This is a genomic window from Curtobacterium sp. MCJR17_020, assembly GCF_003234365.2.
Lineage (GTDB): Bacteria > Actinomycetota > Actinomycetes > Actinomycetales > Microbacteriaceae > Curtobacterium.
The window spans coordinates 2,989,934-3,010,476 of sequence record NZ_CP126260.1; the positions used below are offsets into that span (position 1 = coordinate 2,989,934).

19 protein-coding genes are annotated in these 20,543 nt (G+C 68.7%); 10 read left to right on the plus strand and 9 right to left on the minus strand.

The genetic code is table 11. The features are described from left to right. Positions 1 to 31: 31 nt before the first annotated feature. The gene (locus DEJ14_RS14155) at positions 32 to 688 is read left to right on the plus strand and encodes a TetR/AcrR family transcriptional regulator (protein ID WP_111086253.1); all 657 of its coding nucleotides are present in this window, start codon (positions 32 to 34) and stop codon (positions 686 to 688) included. On the opposite strand, the gene DEJ14_RS14160 is transcribed toward DEJ14_RS14155, so the two are convergent. From DEJ14_RS14160 to DEJ14_RS14170, 3 genes are all read right to left on the minus strand, one after another. Beyond that, the gene (locus DEJ14_RS14160; protein WP_111086252.1) at positions 676 to 1,749 is read right to left on the minus strand and encodes a spore photoproduct lyase family protein; all 1,074 of its coding nucleotides are present in this window, start codon (positions 1,747 to 1,749) and stop codon (positions 676 to 678) included. The two genes, DEJ14_RS14155 and DEJ14_RS14160, sit on opposite strands and share 13 nt — an antisense overlap. A gap of 61 nt (positions 1,750 to 1,810) precedes the next feature. Further along, positions 1,811 to 2,272, minus strand: coding sequence for a hypothetical protein (locus DEJ14_RS14165; protein ID WP_146249811.1), 462 nt, complete (start codon positions 2,270 to 2,272; stop codon positions 1,811 to 1,813). Next, on the minus strand, positions 2,269 to 2,916 hold the full coding sequence (locus DEJ14_RS14170) for a S1 family peptidase (protein WP_111086251.1): 648 nt from the start codon (positions 2,914 to 2,916) through the stop codon (positions 2,269 to 2,271). The genes DEJ14_RS14165 and DEJ14_RS14170 overlap by 4 nt, the downstream gene beginning before the upstream one ends. Positions 2,917 to 3,033: 117 nt before the next feature. On the opposite strand from DEJ14_RS14170, the gene DEJ14_RS14175 reads away from it, so the two are divergent. Next, on the plus strand, positions 3,034 to 3,339 hold the full coding sequence (locus DEJ14_RS14175; RefSeq protein ID WP_111086250.1) for a biopolymer transporter Tol: 306 nt from the start codon (positions 3,034 to 3,036) through the stop codon (positions 3,337 to 3,339). A 100-nt stretch (positions 3,340 to 3,439) separates the two neighbouring features. On the opposite strand, the gene DEJ14_RS14180 is transcribed toward DEJ14_RS14175, so the two are convergent. The 4 genes from DEJ14_RS14180 to DEJ14_RS14195 all read right to left on the minus strand — a co-directional run bounded on the left by DEJ14_RS14180 (position 3,440) and on the right by DEJ14_RS14195 (position 8,704). Beyond that, positions 3,440 to 5,266: a glycoside hydrolase family 35 protein gene (locus tag DEJ14_RS14180; RefSeq protein WP_111086249.1), complete on the minus strand. Its 1,827-nt coding sequence runs from the start codon at positions 5,264 to 5,266 to the stop codon at positions 3,440 to 3,442. A 70-nt stretch (positions 5,267 to 5,336) separates the two neighbouring features. Further along, on the minus strand, positions 5,337 to 6,671 hold the full coding sequence (locus DEJ14_RS14185; RefSeq protein ID WP_181437615.1) for an ABC transporter substrate-binding protein: 1,335 nt from the start codon (positions 6,669 to 6,671) through the stop codon (positions 5,337 to 5,339). A gap of 99 nt (positions 6,672 to 6,770) precedes the next feature. Next, entirely contained in the window at positions 6,771 to 7,760 is a 990-nt protein-coding gene (locus DEJ14_RS14190) for a carbohydrate ABC transporter permease (RefSeq protein ID WP_207906668.1), read from the minus strand. Continuing rightward, complete coding sequence (locus DEJ14_RS14195) at positions 7,757 to 8,704, minus strand: carbohydrate ABC transporter permease (RefSeq protein ID WP_111086247.1); 948 nt, start codon at positions 8,702 to 8,704, stop codon at positions 7,757 to 7,759. Before DEJ14_RS14195 ends, DEJ14_RS14190 begins: the two co-directional genes overlap by 4 nt. Before the next feature lie 191 nt (positions 8,705 to 8,895). Here DEJ14_RS14195 and DEJ14_RS14200 point away from each other — a divergent pair, with 191 nt between their 5' ends. After that, a complete protein-coding gene (locus DEJ14_RS14200; protein ID WP_111086271.1) occupies positions 8,896 to 9,930 on the plus strand; it encodes a LacI family DNA-binding transcriptional regulator in 1,035 nt (344 codons plus the stop codon). 397 nt (positions 9,931 to 10,327) lie between these two features. Here DEJ14_RS14200 and arfA read toward each other — a convergent pair whose 3' ends face one another. After that, positions 10,328 to 11,833: an arabinosylfuranosidase ArfA gene (gene arfA / locus DEJ14_RS14205; protein ID WP_111086246.1), complete on the minus strand. Its 1,506-nt coding sequence runs from the start codon at positions 11,831 to 11,833 to the stop codon at positions 10,328 to 10,330. Positions 11,834 to 12,141: 308 nt separating this feature from the next. Here arfA and DEJ14_RS14210 point away from each other — a divergent pair, with 308 nt between their 5' ends. The 3 genes from DEJ14_RS14210 to DEJ14_RS14220 all read left to right on the plus strand — a co-directional run bounded on the left by DEJ14_RS14210 (position 12,142) and on the right by DEJ14_RS14220 (position 15,460). Beyond that, positions 12,142 to 13,497: an extracellular solute-binding protein gene (locus DEJ14_RS14210; protein ID WP_111086245.1), complete on the plus strand. Its 1,356-nt coding sequence runs from the start codon at positions 12,142 to 12,144 to the stop codon at positions 13,495 to 13,497. Positions 13,498 to 13,572: 75 nt separating this feature from the next. Beyond that, positions 13,573 to 14,544: a carbohydrate ABC transporter permease gene (locus DEJ14_RS14215; RefSeq protein ID WP_111086244.1), complete on the plus strand. Its 972-nt coding sequence runs from the start codon at positions 13,573 to 13,575 to the stop codon at positions 14,542 to 14,544. Position 14,545: 1 nt separating this feature from the next. Beyond that, a complete protein-coding gene (locus tag DEJ14_RS14220; RefSeq protein WP_111086243.1) occupies positions 14,546 to 15,460 on the plus strand; it encodes a carbohydrate ABC transporter permease in 915 nt (304 codons plus the stop codon). Positions 15,461 to 15,580: 120 nt separating this feature from the next. Here DEJ14_RS14220 and DEJ14_RS14225 read toward each other — a convergent pair whose 3' ends face one another. After that, positions 15,581 to 16,420, minus strand: a complete 840-nt coding sequence (locus DEJ14_RS14225; RefSeq protein ID WP_111086242.1) for a siderophore-interacting protein — start codon at positions 16,418 to 16,420, stop codon at positions 15,581 to 15,583. Positions 16,421 to 16,448: 28 nt separating this feature from the next. Here DEJ14_RS14225 and DEJ14_RS14230 point away from each other — a divergent pair, with 28 nt between their 5' ends. The 4 genes from DEJ14_RS14230 to DEJ14_RS14245 are packed head-to-tail and all read left to right on the plus strand — an operon-like array spanning position 16,449 to position 20,480. After that, positions 16,449 to 17,528, plus strand: coding sequence for a FecCD family ABC transporter permease (locus DEJ14_RS14230; protein WP_258373337.1), 1,080 nt, complete (start codon positions 16,449 to 16,451; stop codon positions 17,526 to 17,528). Next, positions 17,525 to 18,601, plus strand: a complete 1,077-nt coding sequence (locus DEJ14_RS14235; protein WP_235035879.1) for a FecCD family ABC transporter permease — start codon at positions 17,525 to 17,527, stop codon at positions 18,599 to 18,601. The genes DEJ14_RS14230 and DEJ14_RS14235 overlap by 4 nt, the downstream gene beginning before the upstream one ends. Next, entirely contained in the window at positions 18,598 to 19,458 is an 861-nt protein-coding gene (locus DEJ14_RS14240) for an ABC transporter ATP-binding protein (RefSeq protein WP_349775257.1), read from the plus strand. Before DEJ14_RS14235 ends, DEJ14_RS14240 begins: the two co-directional genes overlap by 4 nt. Positions 19,459 to 19,469: 11 nt before the next feature. Continuing rightward, positions 19,470 to 20,480 (plus strand): ABC transporter substrate-binding protein, encoded by a 1,011-nt coding sequence (locus tag DEJ14_RS14245; protein ID WP_146249810.1) that lies wholly within the window; start codon positions 19,470 to 19,472, stop codon positions 20,478 to 20,480. Positions 20,481 to 20,543: the final 63 nt, after the last annotated feature.

Consider the following 20,543-nt stretch of genomic DNA (forward strand, 5'->3'; position numbering starts at 1 on the left):
TATTCCCGGCCACGCGATCTAGGCTCGGTGCATGACCCGCCGAGACGTCGCCCGGAACCGTCAGGCGCTCGTCGACGCGGCCCGGTCCGCGTTCACCGACCACGGCCTCCAGGCTGCACTGGAACCGATCGCGGTCGCAGCGGGACTCGGCAACGCGACCCTGTACCGGCACTTCCCGACCCGCGCGGCGCTGTGGGAAGCCGTGCTGGTCGAGCCGATGCACGAGGTGCTCGACCTCGTCGAGCACTGCCGCGAGTTGTCCGCCTCGGACCCGTGGGAGGGCTTCGCGACCTTCGTCCGCGAGACGGCGGCGATCGAGGCGCGCCGCACCGGGTTCAGCGAACTCATGACCACCGACTACCGCGACGCTCCGGAACTCCTCCGGCTCCGCATCGCCGTGCAGGACGGGATCGACGCCCTCTTCACAGCCGGACAGGCGGCCGCGGTCATCCGCGCCGACGCCACCCTGGCCGACGTTGCACTCCTGCAGCTGTCGATCGCGGAGACGATCCGCACCTTCGGCCGGGTCGCACCCGAGGCGTACCGACGCTGGGTGGACCTGGTGCTCGACGGGTTCCGGGCGGCGGACGTCCCGCGCGGCGTGCTGGCCGGACGCCCCCTGCGCGGCGACCAGGTCCGTCGGGCCCTGGCGGAGCGCCACCAGCCCGCCGGCCGTCAGAAGGCGTAGCGGATCCGACAGGACGGCAGGTGCTCGGCGACGAGCTCGCGGAAGCGCTCGACGAGCTGCCCCTTCATCCCGGACCGGTAGCGGACGTTCACCGCGCCGTTCTGCGACACCTTCTGCTCCTGCAGGTCGGGGCGCCAGAGCAGGTCCTCGGCCTTCGGGTGCCAGCCGAGGTTGACCTCGTGCAGGGGTTGGTTGTGCGTGAGGAAGATCACCTCGGCCGCGATCTGCGCCTTGGCGGCCGGTGACAGTACGTCGTCGACCTGCCGCAGCAGCTCGGTCCAGTCGGACTCCCACGTCGGGGTGACGATGACGGGCGAGAAGTTCAGGTGGACCTCGTAGCCGGCGTCGACGAACTCGTTCACCGCAGCGATCCGATCGGCGACGGGACTCGTCCGGATGTCGGTGACCTTCGCGGTGTCGTGCGGCATGAGCGAGAACCGGATGCGCGTGCGGCCCATCGGGTCCCAGTCGAGCAACTCGCGGTTGACGTACTTCGTCGCGAAGGACGCCTTCGCCGTCGGGGTCATCCGGAACAGGTCGCACAGGTCGCGGACGTTGTCGCTGATCATCGCGTCGACCGAGCAGTCGCTGTTCTCGCCGATGTCGTACACCCACGACTCGGGATCGCACTGGTTCGGCTCGGTCTTCGGCCCCTGCTTCGCGATGTTGCGAGCGACGTGCTTCGTGATCTGGTCGATGTTGGCGAACACCGTGACGGGGTTGCTGTAGCCCTTGCGCCGCGGGACGTAGCAGTACGCACACGCCATCGCACAGCCGTTCGCCGTCGAGGGCGCGATGAAGTCGGCGGAGCGGCCGTTCGGTCGCGTGATCAACGACTTCTTCACGCCGAGCACCAGCGCCTCGGTCTTGATCCGGACCCACCGCTGCACGTTGCGCTCATCGCCGTGCACCTCGGGGATGTTCCAGTGGGACTCCACCGGCACGATCTCGGCGTCCGGCCAGCGCCCGATCACCTCTTGCCCGCGCTGCAGTTCGAGGGCAGCGGGCTCGGCGTAGATCCGACGGACGTCGAGCATCGGGCGGGCGCGGTCGTTGCTCATCGACTCCTGTCTACCGGGGACCACTGACGGTGCAGACTCGGACCAAGACTGCCCGAGGCCTTCAACTATCTCCTTGGCCATCAATTAGGTCCGCCATCGCTTCACAGACGGTGGAAGTACTCGCGCGTGCGACGATAGAAAGGATAATCGCCACAACCGGAGCGATGAACACGGCAGCTGTGCCAAGATGCGGCCCGATCGCTACGGAGATCGCAGCAACGATCGCAGTTTTCCCTGCGCCAGCGAGCGATAGCACTTGTTGTCGCTCTTCCTGGTAAGACCGATCCCCACAGAGGAGTTTTCGGATCTCAACTAGAACATTTCGATAAAGCAAGCTAGCGGCATTTTTCAGGCCGCCAAACGGCGCGGTGTCATTGGAACCAGCTCCCGACATCCACGAGATTGCAGCCTCTTCGGGGCTGCGATGCCTGAGCAGCTGGGCAACCCCCTGAGCCTGGTAACCAGGTAGAGCCAGTAGCCACTCATCGGGCGATCCAGAGAGAAGTTCGTTGACATCGCTCATAGCATCGCCTTCAGGTACTCAGCGGAAATCGCATGAGTTGTCTGATGAAGAGTATGAGGATCGACACCACCTAGAGAGATTCCGCCGCCTCCCGCCGGAGCATAGCTCCCCAAGAGAACCGCTACCACTTTTTTCATGGCGGAATCGAAAACGGGACCGCCGGACTGACCCTCGCGTGCTTGCACGTTCATAACAATGTGCTTGTTTTTCTCGCCACGATTGTCGATCAGAACACGAGCTCCGACGGCGGCTTGCTGCTGCGTAAGTACCAGCCTTCCCATATTTGCATGAGGAAAACCCAGCGTAACAAGACTCTCGCCCACCCTCACGTCATCAGCCCCACCGAGAGAATAGCCGAACGAAACAAATCCATCAGCGAGTCCCAGCACGCAGAGGTCATGCAGAGGGTCTGCCGCAGCGATCGTCACTGGATAAAGTTTGAGGACTCCGTCGGTGGTGTCCTGGTAATCATCGAAACTACTCATGCGAGGCAGAATCAGGACGAGATTGCTGTCGTCCCCTCCGACAACATGGAAGGCCGTCGCTATCCGGTTGAATGCGACCGCGAAAGCCGTGCCGAGGATCTGAACACCGGATGGAGTAGATCGGCCGATAGCGTACACAACTTGGCTCAGATCTTGCATCTTCGTTTCTCTCTTGTTCGCCAGGCCAACTAGTCAATTTCACTTATGTAGATCTTCACACGCACATCTCGCTTCCGCCACTGGTAACTGGTAACTGGTAACTGGCACGATGAAGGCATGACCGCCGAAGCCGACGACCATTACTTCGTGGTGAACGGCCGACGCTGGCGCCGCACCGACCCGGCCCTGCCCGAGGAACTCGCGGCCGCGCTCCGCTCCCACCTGGGGCGCGGGCGCAACGCGGTGAAGACCGCGAAGCGCGCCGGCGACGACGCTGCGCTGGCCGCGGCTCGGCACCGGAACGGGCTCGCGAAGCACGGTCTGGGCGAACGCGGCCCGGAGTGGTGGACGCGCCCTGAGGCCGATCGGATCGCCGACGCCGAGCGCGCCATCGCCGACCTGGACGCGCTCGACGCCGACTGATTGCTCCCATGACGCCCGCGGTGGAAAGCGGAGTCGGGCATACCTGATCGGGAGTTCCGACCAGGTACGCCCGATTCGACCAGGTACGCCGGGGGCTGCGTCAGCCCTCGGTGTGGCCCAAGTTCGGCTCGAGGAGCAAGTGGGCCGTGCGGGATGCCGACGCGTGCAGCTCGAGGACGACGAGGTCGTTCCGGCCCTGGCGCAGGACCGGGCCGGGGATCGCCAGGGTCTGCTGCGGGCCGCGCGACCAGTACCGACCGAGGCAGAACCCGTTCACCCACGCGACACCCTTGCGGAAGCCGTCGAGCGACAGGTAGCGGTCGTCCACCGCGTCGAGGTCGAACGACCCCGTGGCGAACGTCGGTCCGGCGAGCACCTCGCCGTCGGCCGGTTCCACGGCGGACAGCGCATCGAGGGCGGACGGGGCGATCGGGTCGAGCGCCAACGGTGCCGCGGTCCAGCGCGACAGCGGGACACCGTCGACGGCGACCCCGCCGATCAGGCCCTTCGGTTCGCCGATGCGGACGCCGTAGTCGACCCGGCCCTGGTCCTCGACGAGCAGTTCGAGCGTGCCGGTCACCGGCGGCAGGACGACGGCGCGGTCGTGGTGCTCGCGCTCCAGGACGCCGACGACGACACCGTCGACGGACACGATCGCGCGGTCGCGGACCTCTTCCCCGATGGTGAGCACTCCGCCGGTGGGCAGGTCGACCTCGGCCCGGTACAGGACGAAGCCGCTGGCTGCACAGAGGGCGTCGAACGTCGGCGGCTCGTCGTGCGCCGACCACGTCGTCAGCGTGGGCAGCAGGGAGCGGAGCGACGCGACGCGGTCGAGGCGGACGGCGAGGTCCGTGGCGGGGGCGATCCGGGCCTCCCGGTCGCCCGAACGGTCGTGGGATCCGAGGCGACCCGACCCACCCGGCTCCATCGACGCCGGCAACGGCGGCACGGGCGCGTAGCGCTCGATGACCGCGCGGAAGGCGTGGAACTTCGACGTCGGCCGACCCGCCTCGTCGAGCGGGGCGTCGTAGTCGTACGACGTCGCGATCGGCCGGTACACGCCCTTGTCGTTCGCGCCGTTGGTGAAGCCGAAGTTCGTGCCGCCGTGGAACATGTAGATGTTCACTGAGCCGCCGGCGGCGAGCAGGACGTCGAGGTCATCGGCACTGGCGGACGCCGGTGTGGTGTGGTGGTGCTCGCCCCAGCTGTCGAACCAGCCGTCCCAGAACTCCGAGCACATCAGGGGGCCGGTGGGCTGGGCCTGCCGCAGGCGTTCGAGGCGCGCGGCGGACCGCGAGCCGAACGAGCCCGTCTTGTGCAGCGACGGCAGCGAACCGTCCTCGAGCATCGTGCCCATCGGCTGGTCGACGCTCGTGAAGGGAACGGTCAGCCCGATCGCCCGGTGCATCTGCTCGAGCTTCTGCAGGTACACGGGGTCGGAGCCGTACGCGCCGTACTCGTTCTCGACCTGCACGAGCACGATGGGTCCGCCGTTGTCGATCTGCCGCGGGACCAGCACCGGCGCCAACGCCTGCAAGTACGAGGAAACTGCTGCGAGGAACCCCGGCTCGTCGCGGCGGACCCCGACGGTGCCGTCGGCGAAGAGCCAGTACGGCAGGCCGCCGTTGGTCCACTCCGCGCAGATGTAGGGGCCGGGTCGGACGATGGCGTGCATGCCCTCGGCGGCGACCAGGTCGAGGAACCGGCCGAGATCGAGCCCGCCGGTCAGGTCGAAGACGTCGGGCGACGGCGCATGCGCGTTCCAGGCGACGTAGGTCTCGATGGTGTTGAGGCCCATCAGCTTCGCCTTGCGGATCCGGTCGGCCCACAGGTCGGGGTGCACGCGGAAGTAGTGGATCGCACCGGACAGCACGCGGTGCGGCTCGCCGTCGAGCAGGAAGTCGGTGTCGCCGATGGCGAATCGCATGAGATGACTCTTTCAGACAGCGGGGTCGTGCGGACGATGTCCGCACGACCCCGGGGAGTTGGTGCCGGTGCTACTTGGTCGAGACCGTGAAGCCCTGGTCCTTGCCGTACTTGGCGAGGGCCTTCTGCCAGGCTTCGAGGCCGGCGTCGAGCGAGGTGCCGTTCTCGTACGCCTGACCGACGGTGTCGGCGTAGACGCTGTTCGCGTACACCTGGTACGGCAGGTAGGTGAAGTCGTTGTCCGAGGACTTCGACGCGTCGACGAGCACCTTGTTGATCTGCTGCCCACCGAAGTAGGACGGCTTCTCGTCGAGGAAGGCCGACGAGTCGAGGTCAGCGGTCGTCGAGGGGAACCCACCGGACTTCATGAAGACGCCGGTCGACTCCTTCGACGAGTTCAGCCACTTCAGGAAGCCCGCGGCGAGGGCCGGGTTCTTCGACTGCTTCATGACGACCTCGGCGCTGCCGCCGTTGTTCGCGGTCTGGGCGGTGCCGCCGTCGTAGGTCGGCATCGGGGCGACGCGCCAGTCACCCGAGGCCTGGGCGACGCCGGACTCCAGGTTGCCGGGCATCCAGGCGCCGGTGATCATCGTGGCGATCTCACCGTTGCCGAGCTGCTTGTACCAGTCGTCGGTCCAGCCGACCGTCTTCGACAGCAGGCCCTGCTCGACGAGCTCGTTCCAGGTGCTCGTCCACTTCTTGCTGCCGGCGTCCTGCAGGTTGATCGTGACCTTGTCGCCGTCGGTGGTGAACGGGGTGCCACCGGCCTGGGCGATCATGCTCGTGGTGAAGCCGGCGTCGCCGGAGTCGGCCGCGATGTAGGCGTTCGGGTCGGCCTCGTGCAGCTTCTTCGCGGCGGCGACGTACTCGTCCCAGGTCTTCGGCACGGCGATGTCGTGCTTGTCGAAGACCGTCTTGTTGTAGAACAGCGCCATGGGGCCGGAGTCCTGGGGCAGGCCGTAGACCTTGTCGTCGATCGACACCGAGCTCCAGGTGCTCTTCGCGAACTTGTCCTCGAGCGAGTCGAAGCCGTAGCCGGACAGGTCGAGGAGCGAGTCGGACAGGGCGAACTGCGGCAGGGCGAAGTACTCGACCTGGGCGACGTCGGGGGCGCCCGAGCCGGCCTTCACGGTGTTCTGCAGCTTGGTGTACTGGTCGGCGCCGGTGCCGGCGTTGACGAGCTTGACCTTCACCTTGGGGTACTGCTTCTCGAACGCGGCGACCTGGGCCTTGGCGGAGGGGGTCCACGACCAGTAGGTCAGGGTGCCACCGTCCTTCAGCGCCTTGGTGATGTCGTCGGACGAGCCACCGGAGGACGAGCCGCCGGACGCGCAGGCGGCGAGGGCGATCGTGGCGGTGACGCCGATGGCGAGGGCGCTGAGCCCGCGCCGGAGACGCTTGTTCATGGGGGTGCCTTTCACTTCTTCGTGGAGAGGGGGTAGGGCTGCTGTGTTCCGGACCGGAGGGCGCGTGGCGGGCTCGCCACGGGCCTCCCGTCCGACGGATCAGGCCTTGACGGACCCGGCCGCGAGGCCGGACTGCCAGAAGCGCTGGAGGAAGAGGAACGCGACCACGATCGGGATGATCGTGAGGAGCGATCCCGTGACGACGAGGTTGTAGATCGGCTGCGCGCCGGACCCGGTGGCCTGGGCGTTCCACTGGTTCAGGCCGACCGTCAGGGGGTACCACTTCGGGTCGCTCAGCATGATGAGCGGCAGGAAGTAGTTGTTCCAGGTGGCGACGACCGCGAAGAGCAGGACGGTGACGACACCGGGAGCGAGCAGGCGGAGCGCGATGGTGAAGAAGATCCGGAACTCGCCGGCGCCGTCCATGCGGGCGGCCTCGAGGAGCTCGGCAGGGATCGCGTCGACCGCGTAGGTCCAGATCAGGTACATGCCGAACGGGCTGATGAGCGACGGCAGGATGATCGACCACGGGGTGTTGGTCAGGCCGACCTGCGAGAAGAGCAGGAAGGTCGGGACCGCCAGGGCCGTGCCGGGGACCGCGATGGCACCGAGCACGATGGCGAACACCGCGCGGCGTCCGGGGAACTGGAACTTCGCCATGCCGTAGCCGGCGACGGTCGCGAGCAGCGTGGCGCCACCGGCACCGACGACCACGTAGAGCAGCGTGTTGCCGAACCACTGCAGGAAGATGCCGTCGTTGTACGTGACGGTGTCGACGATGTTCTGCCAGAGGTTGAAGTCCCCGCCGAACCAGAGCCCGAACGTGGAGAGCAGCGACGCCTGCGTCTTCGTGCTGTTCACGAGCAGGTAGAACAGCGGCGCGAACGAGTAGACGACGAAGACGACCATGACGGCGGTCAGCAGGCCGGAACGCTTCGGCTTGCGTCCGTCGACGTGCTGCTCGGCCTTCCGTTCGGCCTTCCTGGAGGCCCGGGTCGAGCGGGTGCGCGGGTCGCGCTGCGTCGTGGTCGCCTCGGTGACCGTGGCCGGCCCGGCGGCGCCGGTCGCGGGGTGCTGGATGGTGCTCATCGGTTCTCCTGGCGGGTTCCGCGGACCTGGACGACGTAGGCGATCACCGCGGTGATCACGCCCATCACGATCGCGACGGTGGCCGAGTAGTTGAACTGCTGGCCACTGAAGGACAGCGAGTAGGCGTACATGTTCGGGGTGAAGGCGCTGCCGATGACGTTCGGGGCCAGGGTCTTCAGCAGGTTCGGCTCGTTGAAGAGCTGGAAGCTGCCGATGATCGAGAAGATCGTGGCGATGACCATCGGGCCGCGCAGGGCCGGGAGCTTGATCGAGAAGACCGTGCGCAGGGGGCCGGCGCCGTCGAGCTCGGCGGCCTCGTACAGCTCACCGGGGACCGTGCGGAGTGCGGCGTAGAAGATCAGCATGTTGTAGCCGAGGAACTCCCACGTGACCACGTTGCCGATGGAGGTCAGCACCCAGCTGGGGCTGAACGGCTGCAGCAGGTCGATGCCGAGCGCGTCGTTCGCCGCACCGGTCAGGCCGAACTGGTTGCCGTAGATGAAGCCCCAGATCAGGGCCGCGACGACACCGGGGACGGCGTAGGGCAGGAACACCGCGATGCGGAAGAAGCTCGTGCCCCAGAGCCGTGCACTGTCGAGGGCCAGGGCGGCCACGAGTGCGAGCCCGAGCATGATCGGCACCTGGACGACCAGGAAGATCGCGACCCGACCGAAGCCGGACCAGAACTTGGCGTCCTGGAAGAGCTGGACGTAGTTGGCGAACCAGACGAACTGGTTGCCGCCGATGAGCTGGTCGCGGAACAGGCTGAGCCACAGGGCGTAGCCGATCGGGACGATGAGCATGGCGATCAGGACGACCACGAAGGGGCCGACGAACAGCCAGCCGGTGTAGCGCCCCCGCGCCTTGGTCCGGCGACCGGCCGGGCGGGGGGCTGCCGGCTGCGCTGCGGCTGCCTCGCCGGGCCGCGCTGCGAGCGTGCTCATGTGACTCCTTCGTCTGCTGCGTTCGGGTGTCCGGTGTCTCGGTCGCGGCCCGGGCCCGGTGACGGGCGCTCTGGCGGTCGCAGATGTTGACGTCAACATCGAACGTCAGGACGATAGCATGGCAACGTCAACATGCGCTAGCGTCCGGGAACGCAGACTGCGTGATCCCGCAACGGAAGGAGCTCGAGCCGATGACGACCGAGTCCCCCGCCGGCACCCGCCGCTCCCCCTCGATGGCCGCCGTCGCCGACGCCGCCGGGGTCTCGATGCAGACCGTCTCGCGCGTCGCCCGCGGGTTCGACAACGTCAGCCCGGACACCCGCGACCGCGTGCAGCGCGCGATGGACACCCTGGGCTACCGGCCCAACCGTGCCGCACGGGCCCTGCGATCCGGACGCTTCCGCACCATCGGCGTGATCATGTTCACGCTCGCGTCCTTCGGCAACATGCGCACGCTCGAGGCGATCGCCGACGCCGCCGGTACCGCCGACTTCACGATCACCCTGCTGCCGATGGCCTCGCGCACCGAAGAGGGCGTGCGCTCCGCGTTCTCCCGCCTGCACGAACAGGCCGTCGACGGCGTCGTGATCATCATCGAGTCGCACATCATCGACACGGCCGAGGTGGTGCTGCCCGACGGTGTGCCCATGGTCATCATCGACTCCACCGGCAGCACCGACCACCCCGCGATCGACACCGACCAGACCGACGGCGCGCGCCAGGCCACCCAGCACCTGCTCGACCTCGGCCACGAGACGGTCTGGCACGTCGCCGGACCGACCTCGTCGTACTCCGCCGCACGCCGGTTGGCCGCGTGGCAGGACACCCTCGAGCGCGCCGGTCGACACGTCCCGCCGGTGTTCCACGGCGGGTGGAGCACCGACTCCGGCTACCGTGCCGGCCTCACCATCGCCGCACGCCCGGACATCACCGCCGTCTTCGCCGCCAACGACCAGACCGCGCTCGGGGTGCTCCGCGCCGCGCACGAGTTCGGGCGACCCGTGCCGTCGTCGCTCAGCGTGGTGGGGTTCGACGACTCCCCCGAGTCCGACTCCTTCTGGCCGCCGCTCACCACCGTGCACCAGTCCTTCGACGAGGTCGGGCGCCGAGCCGTCGCGAACCTGCTCGCCCAGATCGGCGGCGAGTCCGTGTCCTCCGCCCCCGACCTGGTGCCCGTGCGCCTGGTCGAGCGGTCGAGCACCGCGCCCCCGCCCGCCGCGCGCTGACGCGCTGCGCCCCCGCCCGCCGCGCGCTGACGCGGCCCGGCCGCGGGTCGCTGGCCGCGCCCCGAGACTCGCGGTGAGCGACCGATCTTGCGACCGCGGGCGCGAGAAGTGTCGCCCAGGCCGAGACTCGGCCCGCAATCCCTGGACCCACCGGACGGGAGGCACGGTGCCAGCTCGCCACGGGCCTCCCGTCCGGCGGACGGCCGAGTCTCGGGCACGCCACGCCGAGACTCGGGGTGAGCGACCGATCTCGCGGCCGCGGGCGCGAGAAGTGTCGCCCAGGCCGAGACTCGGCCCCGCCGCGCGCCAGCGCACGAACGAGCAGAGGACGTCGGGCGCGAGCGCCCGACGTCCTCTGTGCTCACTCGACGCCCGCCGCAGCGCACGCCGAGGCGTCTCAGCCGATCGACACGGCGGTCCAGGACACGGGCGGCAGCTCGATCGTGATGGTGTCGCCGTCGCGGCTGACCGTCTCGTTCGTGCGGAGCCCGACGCGCTCGGTGGACGAGAGGTCGTTGACGGCGTGGATGTCGTCGTCCCAGACGCCCTCGGCACGGACGTCGCCCGAGGCCGCCAGGCCCGCGAGGTCGATCGTGACGGTGGTCGACTCGGACGGGTGGCGGTTGATCAGGAAGACCGCTGCCTTGCCGTCCTCGGTCACGGTGGCGGCCGAGTCCACGACCGGCACCTCGCCGTACTTGCCGCCGTCGACGGTGTCACCCGAGGACTTGACCTGCAGCGATGTGCCGTTCGCCAGGCGCGACGTCACCGAGAACGGGAAGAACGTCGTCTGGCGCCAGGCCGGGCCGCCGGGCTCGGTCATGATCGGGCCGATGACGTTGACGAGCTGCGCGAGCGAGGCCGAGGCGACGCGGTCCGCGTGGCGGAGCAGCGAGATGAGGAGTCCACCCACGACGACGGCGTCGGCGACGGTGTAGACGTCCTCGAGCAGGCGCGGGGCGACCGGCCAGTCCTGGAGCGTGAACTCCTTCTGCATCTCGTTCCACTTGGTGATGGACCAGACGTTCCACTCGTCGAACGAGATGTCGATGCGCTTGTCGGACTTCTTCTGTGCCTGCACGTGGTCGGCGGCGGTGGTGACCGTCTTGATGAAGTGGTCCATGTTGACGCCGGCGGCGAGGAACGACGGCAGGTCGTCGCCCTCTTCGTAGTAGGCGTGCGCGGAGATGTAGTCCACGTCGTCGTAGGTGTGCTCGAGGACGGTGCGCTCCCACTCGCCGAACGTCGGCATCGACGCTCCGGACGAACCGCAGGCGACCAGCTCGAGGTCGGGCTGGATCTGGCGCATGGCCTTCGCGGTCATCGCGGCGAGCTTGCCGTAGTCCTCGGCGTTCTTGTGGCCGAGCTGCCACGGGCCGTCCATCTCGTTGCCGAGGCACCACATCTTGATGGCGAAGGGCTCCTGGCGCCCGTTGGACTTGCGGTACTCGGACAGTGCGGTGCCGGCGTCGATGTTCGCGTACTCGAGCAGCTCGATCGCCTCGGCGGTGCCACGTGTGCCGAGGTTCACGGCGAGCATGAGCTCCGAACCGACCTGGTCGAGCCAGTGCTGGAACTCGTGCAGGCCGACCTCGTTCGTCTCGGTCGAGTGCCAGGCCAGGTCGAGGCGCTTCGGACGCTGCTCGACGGGGCCGACGCCGTCCTCCCACTTGTAGCCGGAGACGAAGTTGCCGCCGGGGTAGCGGATGGCGGAGACGCCGAGTTCCTTGACGAGCTCGACGACGTCCTTCCGGAAACCGTGCTCGTCGGCGGTCTCGTGCGCGGGCTCGTGGATGCCGTCGTAGACGTGGCGGCCGAGGTGCTCGACGAACCCGCCGAACAGGCGACGTCGCACCGGCCCCACGGTGAACGCGGCGTCGAGGACGAGGTGTGTGCGGGGCATGGATCTCCTTCGATCGTGCGAGAGCGGGTACTGCGGGTCGTGCGGTGCGCGTACTCGGTCCGGCGCCAGGGGTAGCGAAGCGGACCGTCACGAAAGTGAGCGCTCACCTGACCGAAACGCTACCGGGTTCCACGGCGACGCGAAAGGGGTGGCGGATGATCTTCGCGAGCGCTAATGTGAGCGCTCACGGAGCACCGACCCACGGCTCTCGTGCACGGAGCAGCAGTGTTCCGCGAACGGAGCAGCGATGCTCCGGCGGGAGCACCGACCCTGCTCCCGAGCCCGGCCCATCCCGATGGAGTGATGCCATGCCGAACCGCCCAGCAACACCCGCGTCGCGCCTCTCGCGCCGCGGCTTCCTCGCCGCAGGAGCGGCGGCCGCGACGGTCCTGCCGCTCGCCGCGTGCTCGAGCCCGATCGCAGCCGGCCTGGCCGGCAGTGCCCTCAACCCCGAGACGCTCGTCTTCTGGAACCTCTTCGGCGGCGGTGACGGCCTCCGCATGCAGGCGATGGAGGACGGCTACGCGAAGCAGCACGGCGGATCGAGCTCGCTGCAGGCCACCACGTTCGCGTGGGGCAACCCGTACTACTCGAAGCTGACACTGGCCACCGTCGGGAACAAGCCGCCGGACGTCGCGGTCGCCCACCTGACCCGGGCGAAGCCGCTGTGGGACGGCGACCTGCTCGACCCGATCACGTCCGAGGACCTGGCGAGCGTCGGCCTCAGCGCCGCCGACTTCAACCAGAAAGCGTGGACGGCGCAGAAGACCGACGGCAACAACATCGCCATCCCGCTCGACACCCACCCCTTCGTGCTCTTCTACAACGTTGACGTGTGCAAGAAGGCGGGCCTGCTCGACAGCGACGGCAACCTCAAGGACCTGTCCGGCATGGACACGTTCGAGAGTGCCCTCGCCGCGGTCGCGAAGGTCACCGGCGGCACCGCGCTCAACGTCGCCAACGTCGTGCCGGAGACCGCCACCCCCTGGCGCTTCTTCTGGACGATGTACAACCAGATCAACGACGCGACCCCCTTCATCAGCGACGGCGGCGCGAAGCTCACCGTCAACGAGGACGCCTACAACGAGGTCACCAGCCGCACCCAGAAGTGGGTCAAGCAGGGCTGGATGAACAAGGCGCTCGACTACGCCACGGCGCAGTCCCTGATGTTCGACGGCAAGGCCGGCTTCTTCATGCAGGGCGAGTGGGAGATCAGCACGGCGCAGTCCATCAAGGGACTGAAGTTCGGCATGGCCCCGATCCCGCAGCTGTACGACAAGCCCGCGACGCAGGCGGACTCGCACACCTTCGTGCTGCCGAAGAAGGACCGCACGCCGGAGCAGCGCAAGCAGCACATGCTCTTCATCAAGCAGATGCTCGAGCAGAGCCTGACCTGGGCCGAGGGCGGGCACGTCCCCGCCTACATCCCGACCTTCGACAGCAGCGCCTACAAGGAGCTCAAGCCCCAGTCGAACTACGCGGCCGCAGCCGAGACCGCCGTGTTCGACGACCCCGCCTGGTACGGCGGCTCCGGCTCGACCTTCGAGGGCACCGTCGGCGCCCAGCTGGCACTCGTGCAGCAGGGCAGCTCGTCGCCCGCACAGGCGCTCAGTGCCATCAAGTCGCAGCTCGCGACCTACCTGAACACCCCGAGCCCCCTGTGACCGGGCACGCGACCACCGGGCATGCACCTGCCCGGCACGTGAACGCCGTGAACACCGCGCGAAAGGCACGATGACGTGACCACAGCACCTGTCCTCGACCGGCCCACGGACGCTGCCACCGCGTCGCGTCCGCGCCGGAACCGCACCTACGGCACCAGCCTCACCCGTGGCCAGGGCCGCAGTGGCTGGCTCTTCCTCGCCCCGTTCGGCCTGTTCTACGCGGCCTTCCTGCTCGGCCCGACGGTCTGGATGATCGTCTCGAGCTTCTTCAACACCTCGACCGTCCGCACGGGCCTCGGCAGCTTCGCCGGGTTCGCGAACTACGCCGAGATGCTCGGACGCTCCGACTTCTGGTCGTCGCTCTGGCACACGCTGCAGTTCACGCTGTACACGACGCCGCCGCTCGTCATCCTGGCGTTCGTCTTCGCCGTGCTGACGAACCGGATGAACCGCGGCCAGTGGTTCTTCCGACTGGCGTTCTTCCTGCCGTTCATCCTGCCGTCCGCGACGATCTCGCTCATCTGGGTGTTCATCTTCACGCCGGCGACCGGCCTGTGGGCGAGCATGCAGTCGGCCATCGGCCTCACCCCGGGCTCCGGCATGCTGTCCAGCCCGAACACCGCGATGATCGGTGTCGCGATCGCCACCGTCTGGTGGACCCTCGGCTTCAACTTCGTGCTCTACCTGGCCGGCCTGCAGGAGATCCCGCGCGAACTGTACGAGGCGGCCGCCGTCGACGGTGCGTCGAACTGGCAGCAGATCAAGTCGATCACGCTGCCGCTGCTCGGCCGCACCACGACGCTGGTCATCCTGTTGCAGATCATCGCGAGCCTGAAGATCTTCGACCAGGTGTACCTGATGACGAACGGCGGACCGGGCATCTCCACCCAGGTCTCGCTGCAGCTCATCACGGGTGTCGGCTTCACCGACAACCGACTCGGTGCCGCCTCGGCAGCGTCGGTGCTCCTGTTCATCGTGATCGTCGCGATCGCGGTCATCCGGCAGCTCGTCGAGCGCGCTGCCGCCAAGCGAGAGATCGGGGCCTGACATGACCGCCACCGAGAGCATCACCACCGGCCGCGCCAAGCTCCGCACCGGCGTCTCGGCCGCCGCCCCCGCGAACGCCGCCAAGATCGGCGTCTCCGGCAAGGGCTTCAACCTGGTCGCCGGGATCATCCTGATCGTCTTCGCGATCATCTGGCTCATCCCCAGCCTGTTCGCCCTGAAGACGTCGCTGTCCGACAACGGCGTCGCCGCCCTCGGCGCGAACTCGATCCTGTCGAACTGGAACCCGACGCTGCACTCGTACGCGTCGCTGTTCCAGGCTGGCGACATCTGGAACTGGTACCTCGCCAGCGCCATCACGAGCGTCATCACGGCCGTCCTGACGGTCATGTTCGCCTCGATGGCGGCGTTCGCGCTGTCCCGCCTGGTGTTCCGCGGTCGGAACATCGCGTTCCTGCTCATCATCCTCGGCATCATGATCCCGACACAGGTCCTGATCATCCCGATCTTCCAGGAGCTCAACGCCGTCGGCCTGCTGAACACCTACTGGTCGGTCATCTTCCCGCAGGTGCCCGCCGTGATCGCGGTGTTCATCTTCAAGCAGTTCTTCGACGGGATCCCGAAGGAGCTGGAGGAAGCGGCACGCATCGACGGTGCCAACATCTGGAAGATCTACTGGTCGGTCATCCTGCCGCTGTCGCGTCCGGTGATCGCCGCGGTGACGATCCTGACCTTCGTCGGTGTCTGGAACAACCTGCTGCTGCCGCTGTTCGTGCTGTCGAACCCGGACCTCATGACGATCCCGGTCGGGCTCGCCACGGTCCAGGGCAGCTTCGGTCAGCGCTACGCGGACATCCAGGCCGGAGCGATCCTGGCGGCGTTGCCGCTGATCATCCTCTACCTGATCTTCCAGCGGCAGATCGTGGAGGGCGTGACGGGTTCCGGCCTCAAGGGCTGACGCCACCCCACGACGGACGGGAGGCCCGGTGCCAGCTGGCACCGGGCCTCCCGTCCGTCGGTCGGTCGCGTCTCGGGCGTACCAGGCATCGCAGGCGCCAGGGGAAGAAACGGGCGCCGCTCAGGCGGAGACGGACTCCTTGGCCTCGTGCTTCCAGAAGCCGGAGAACGTGATGCGCGCCTTCGGCAGACCCGCACGGTGCAGGTGCCGGCGGCCCTCGGTGGCGAGGGTCGACTCGCCGACCACGAAGGCGTACCCGCGGTCGTCGACGGGCACGTGCCGCTGCAGTTCGGCGAGCGCGGCGCGGCCCGGGACGGCGTGGTGGTCGACCTCGTCGCGGACGATCCACGTGACCGTGACCCCGGCCGGTGCGTCGATCTCGCGGACGTCGCCGGCGGTGGGGACCTCTTGGATGATGCGTCCGACCGCGTTCCGGGGCAGCGACGCGGCGATGCCGAGCACACCGGGCAGGCCGGTCTCCTCGGCCGCGATCACGATCTCGCTGGTGTCGTCCGGGCAGTCAAAGATGCAGCCCTGGTCGAGCATCGCCAGCTGGTCGCCGGGGCGTGCACCGCAGGCCCAGATCGCGGCACGGCCCTCGGGCTCGCCGTCGGCGTCGGTGTGCACGACGAAGTCGATGTCCATCTCGGCGGTGCCGTCGGGCATCGGGCGGAACGCGGCGACGGTGTAGTTCGCGCAGTGCGGGCGGACGTCCTCGGGGATGGCCAGGAACGTCGGCCACCACTTCTTGCCGTCGAGGTCCGGCATCCGGAACGCGTCCTGGTCCGGCCGCCCGGTGAACAGGCGGAACCAATGGTCGAAGCCGAGGAACGGGAACTCGTGCAGGTCGTCGCCGGTGACGGTGACACGCTGCATCGACGGCGTCGTGCGCTCGGTGCGCAGGACCCGGGCACGGAAGAGCCGGGGATTCTCGGGCAGGAGCCGCGGAGTCTTCGCCATGAGGCAAGGCTAACCTAAGATGTTCTCCGTGCCAGCCCCCTCCCCCGCCCTGGCTTCCGTCTCGGAGGCCCGCGTCACCGATGCGTCCGCCGCACTCGGCGTCCACCGCACCGCCGTCCGTCGCCGCGTCCTGGTGATCGCCGGACTGGTCGTCGTGCTGGTCCTGGTGGCGGTCGCGAGCATGCTCCTCGGCAGCAACCGGATCGGCGTCGACCGGGTGCTCGACGGCCTGTTCCGGACCGGGTCGACCACCGATGAGGCGATCGTCTGGGGCTCCCGGGTCCCGCGCACGCTCATCGGTGCCGCGGTCGGTGCGGCCCTGGGGATCGCGGGGCTCCTGATGCAGGGGCACACGCGCAACCCGCTCGCCGACCCCGGACTGTTCGGGGTCTCGTCGGGCGCCGGGCTCGCCGTCGTCCTCGGCGTCTACGTGTTCGGGGTCACGAGCACCGGCGCGACGGTCTGGTTCGCACTCGGCGGCGCGCTGGTCGCGAGCGTCGTGGTGTTCTCGGTGACCATCGCGGGCAGCGGGACGGCCAGCCCGGTCCCCCTCGCGCTCGCGGGTGCCGCCGTCTCGGCCCTGCTGGGCGCGCTGACCTCGTTCGTCGTCCTGACCGACCAGGACTCGCTCGACGCGTACCGGCTGTGGGTCGTCGGCTCCCTCGCCGCACGGCAGCTCGACATCCTCGGGGCAGTGTGGCCGTTCCTGGTCGCCGGGCTGGTGCTCGCGATCCTGAACGTCCGTGCCCTCGACGCACTCGGGGTCGGCTCGGACCTGGCCAAGGGCCTGGGCGAGAACGTGCTCGTCGCGCGGCTCGTCGGGCTCGGGGCCATCACGTTGCTCGCAGCCGGAGCGACCGCCGCCGCCGGGCCGATCGGGTTCGTCGGCCTGACGGTGCCGCACGTCGCCCGGGCCCTCGTCGGCACCGGGCACCGGTGGACGCTGCCGGTCTCCGGGCTCGTCGGAGCGGCGCTCGTGCTGCTCGCCGACGTCGTCGGACGCCTGATCGGCGGGTTCTCGGAGGTCGAGGTCGGCATCGTCCTGGCCGTCATCGGCGGCCCCGTCTTCGTCGCCGTCGCCCGTCGCCGATCGCTGGTGTCCCTGTGACGGGCGCAGCGGTCCGTGCGCCCGGCCGGACCGGGGTCCGCATCGGTCCGATCGGCCTCGCCTGGCGCCCGCGCGTGTTCTGGTACACGGCCGCCTCGCTCGGTCTGGTCCTGGTGCTCGTCGTCCTCGGTGTCGCGATCGGCTCGACCTGGATCGCCCCGGGCATCGTGCTCCGCTCCCTGGTCGGGCTCGAGACCGGCCCGGACGGCTTCATCATCACCACGCTCCGACTGCCCCGTGTCCTCACCGGAGCGCTCGTCGGGCTGACCCTCGGCATCGCCGGCGCACTGACCCAGACCTTCACGCGGAACCCCCTCGGCACCCCGGACATCATCGGCGTGACGTCGGGCGCGAGCGTCGGCGCCGTGGCGGCCATCGTGCTCGGCGGGGGCACGTACTCGGTGTCCTCGATCGTGCTCAGCGGCGGGATCCCGGTGGCCGCGACGATCGGTGCGCTCGTCGCCGCCGCCGTCGTGTACGGGCTCGGTTGGCGCGGCGGGGTGCAGAGCTACCGGCTCATCCTGGTCGGCATCGGTGTGAGCGCGACCCTCGACGCCGTGACGAGCTACCTGCTCGTCCGCGCCAAGATCACCATCGCGACCGCCGCGTCGCAGTGGCTCGTCGGCAGCCTGTCGAGCACCTCGTGGTCGAGCGTCTGGCCACTGCTGATCGTCGCCGCGGTCGCGGTGCCGATCGCCCTGGCGACGAGTGCGGCGCTCGGCATCGGACAGCTCGGTGACGAGGTCGCGACCGGGGTGGGGCTCGCCGTCCAACGACACCGCCTGCTCGTGATCGCCCTGGCCGTCGTGCTCACCGCCGCCGCCGTCGCCGCCGCTGGACCGGTCGGCTTCGTCGCGTTCGTGGTGCCGCAGGTCGGACTCCGGCTGGCCGGGACGAACCGGCCACCGCTGCTGCTCGCCGGTCTGCTCGGCGCCGCGCTGGTCCTCGCGGCGGACCTGCTGTCCCGATCGGCGTTCCCGTGGCAGGTGCCCGTCGGCATCATCACGACCGTGATCGGCGCCCCGTACCTGATCTGGCTCCTCATCCGTCACCGCAAGGAGATGTCCCGATGATGACACCCCCGTCCACCCCGGTCCTCGAAGCCCGCAGCCTGTCCGTCGGCTACGACCGGCACCCCGTGCTGACCGATCTCGACCTGCGCGTCGAGCGCGGCACCGTGACGACGTTCCTCGGCGCGAACGGCTGCGGCAAGTCGACCCTGCTCAAGGCCTTCGGGCGAGTGCTGAAGCCGCAGTCCGGCGAGGTCCTGCTCGACGGCGCCCCGATCCGCAAGGAACCGAACCGCCAGGTCGCCCGGAAGCTCGCGATCCTGCCGCAGTCCCCCGTCGCCCCCGCCGGCACGAGCGTGCTCGACCTGGTGATGCGCGGCCGCAACCCGCACCAGTCGTGGGCGAAGCCGTGGACCGCGGACGACGCCGACGTCGCCGAGCAGGCCATCGCGGCGACCGGCCTGACCGACGTCGCCCACCGCGACGTCGCGAGCCTGTCGGGTGGCCAGCGACAGCGTGCATGGATCGCCCTGGTGGTGGCGCAGCAGGCCGACACGTTGCTGCTCGACGAACCGACGACCTACCTGGACCTCGCGCACCAGCTCGAGGTCCTGCGCCTGGTGCGCCGACTCAACCGCGAGCAGGGTTCCACCATCGTGATGGTCCTGCACGACCTGTCGCTCGCGGCCCGGTTCTCCGACCGGCTCGTCGTGCTGCACGACGGCGGGGTCGCTGCCGACGGCGCACCGCACGAGGTACTGACCCCCGCGTTGCTCGAGCACGCCTTCGGGCTGCACGCGCGCGTGTTCCCGGACCCCGTGACCGGCGCCCCGATGATCGTGCCCGAGGCCGACGAGCACGACACGTCGCTGCACCTCGAACGCGACATCGCGCTGGCGACGGCGGCAGACTTAGGTTAGCCTCTCCTAACGTGAAGCTCTCCCGACGCGGCTCCCTCCGAGCCACTCTCCTGACCTCCGTGGCCGTCTCGGCCCTCCTCCTCGCCGGCTGCTCGAGCACCGACTCGAACGACTCCGACGGTGACACCGCGGCGTCGAAGGCCTGGTCCTACGAGGACGCCACCGGCACGACCGTCAAGGTCGACCACACGCCGAAGCGCGTCGTCGTGCTGAACGACATCGCGATCTCGTTCATCGAGTACGGCCTGAAGCCGGTCGGCACCTTCGGCCAGCTGACCATGGCGAAGGACGCCCGCTTCGATGACCTGGACACCGACGGCATCACGCAGCTCGGCACCGGGTACGGCGACATCGACCTCGAGAAGCTCGCCGCGCTGAAGCCCGACCTGGTCGTGACCTCGGTCTACCCGACCGACGAGAAGGGCACGCTCGACGACACGCAGCCCGGCTACGGCTTCAAGGACAACGAGCAGGAGAAGCAGATCGAGGCCATCGCGCCGGTCGTCCAGGTCAAGTGGGGCGGCAAGGGCGAGGACGTCATCGAGAAGATCGCTGACCTGAGCGAGTCCCTCGGTGCCAAGGAGTCGACGATCGAGGCCGCCGAGAAGCGCTTCGACACCGCCGGCGACGAGCTCGAGAAGGTCGCGAAGGAGCAGGACCTGTCGGTCGTCTCCATGTACGCCGACGGTGACGGCGCCTACGTCACGCGCCCGACCGACGAGCCGCTGCTGCAGATGTACTCGTCGTTCGGCGTCGACTTCGTGAACCCGAAGCCGAAGGGCTTCTACTGGGGCATCTACTCGTGGGAGAACGCGGGCCAGATCAAGGCCGACGTCCTGCTGCTGTCGCAGCAGGGCTACCAGGTCGCGGACCTCGAGAAGCAGCCGACCTTCGCCGACAACGCGGCGCTCGAGGCCGGCCAGGTGCACAGCTTCACGTTCCCGGCGCTCGACTACGCCTCGCAGGCCGGCTACATGACGGAGCTGGCGGGCTGGCTCGAGGACAGCAAGAAGCTGTCCTAGGACGCAATCAGAAAGCAGACGGGAGGCCCGTTGCCAGCTGGCAACGGGCCTCCCGTCTGTCCT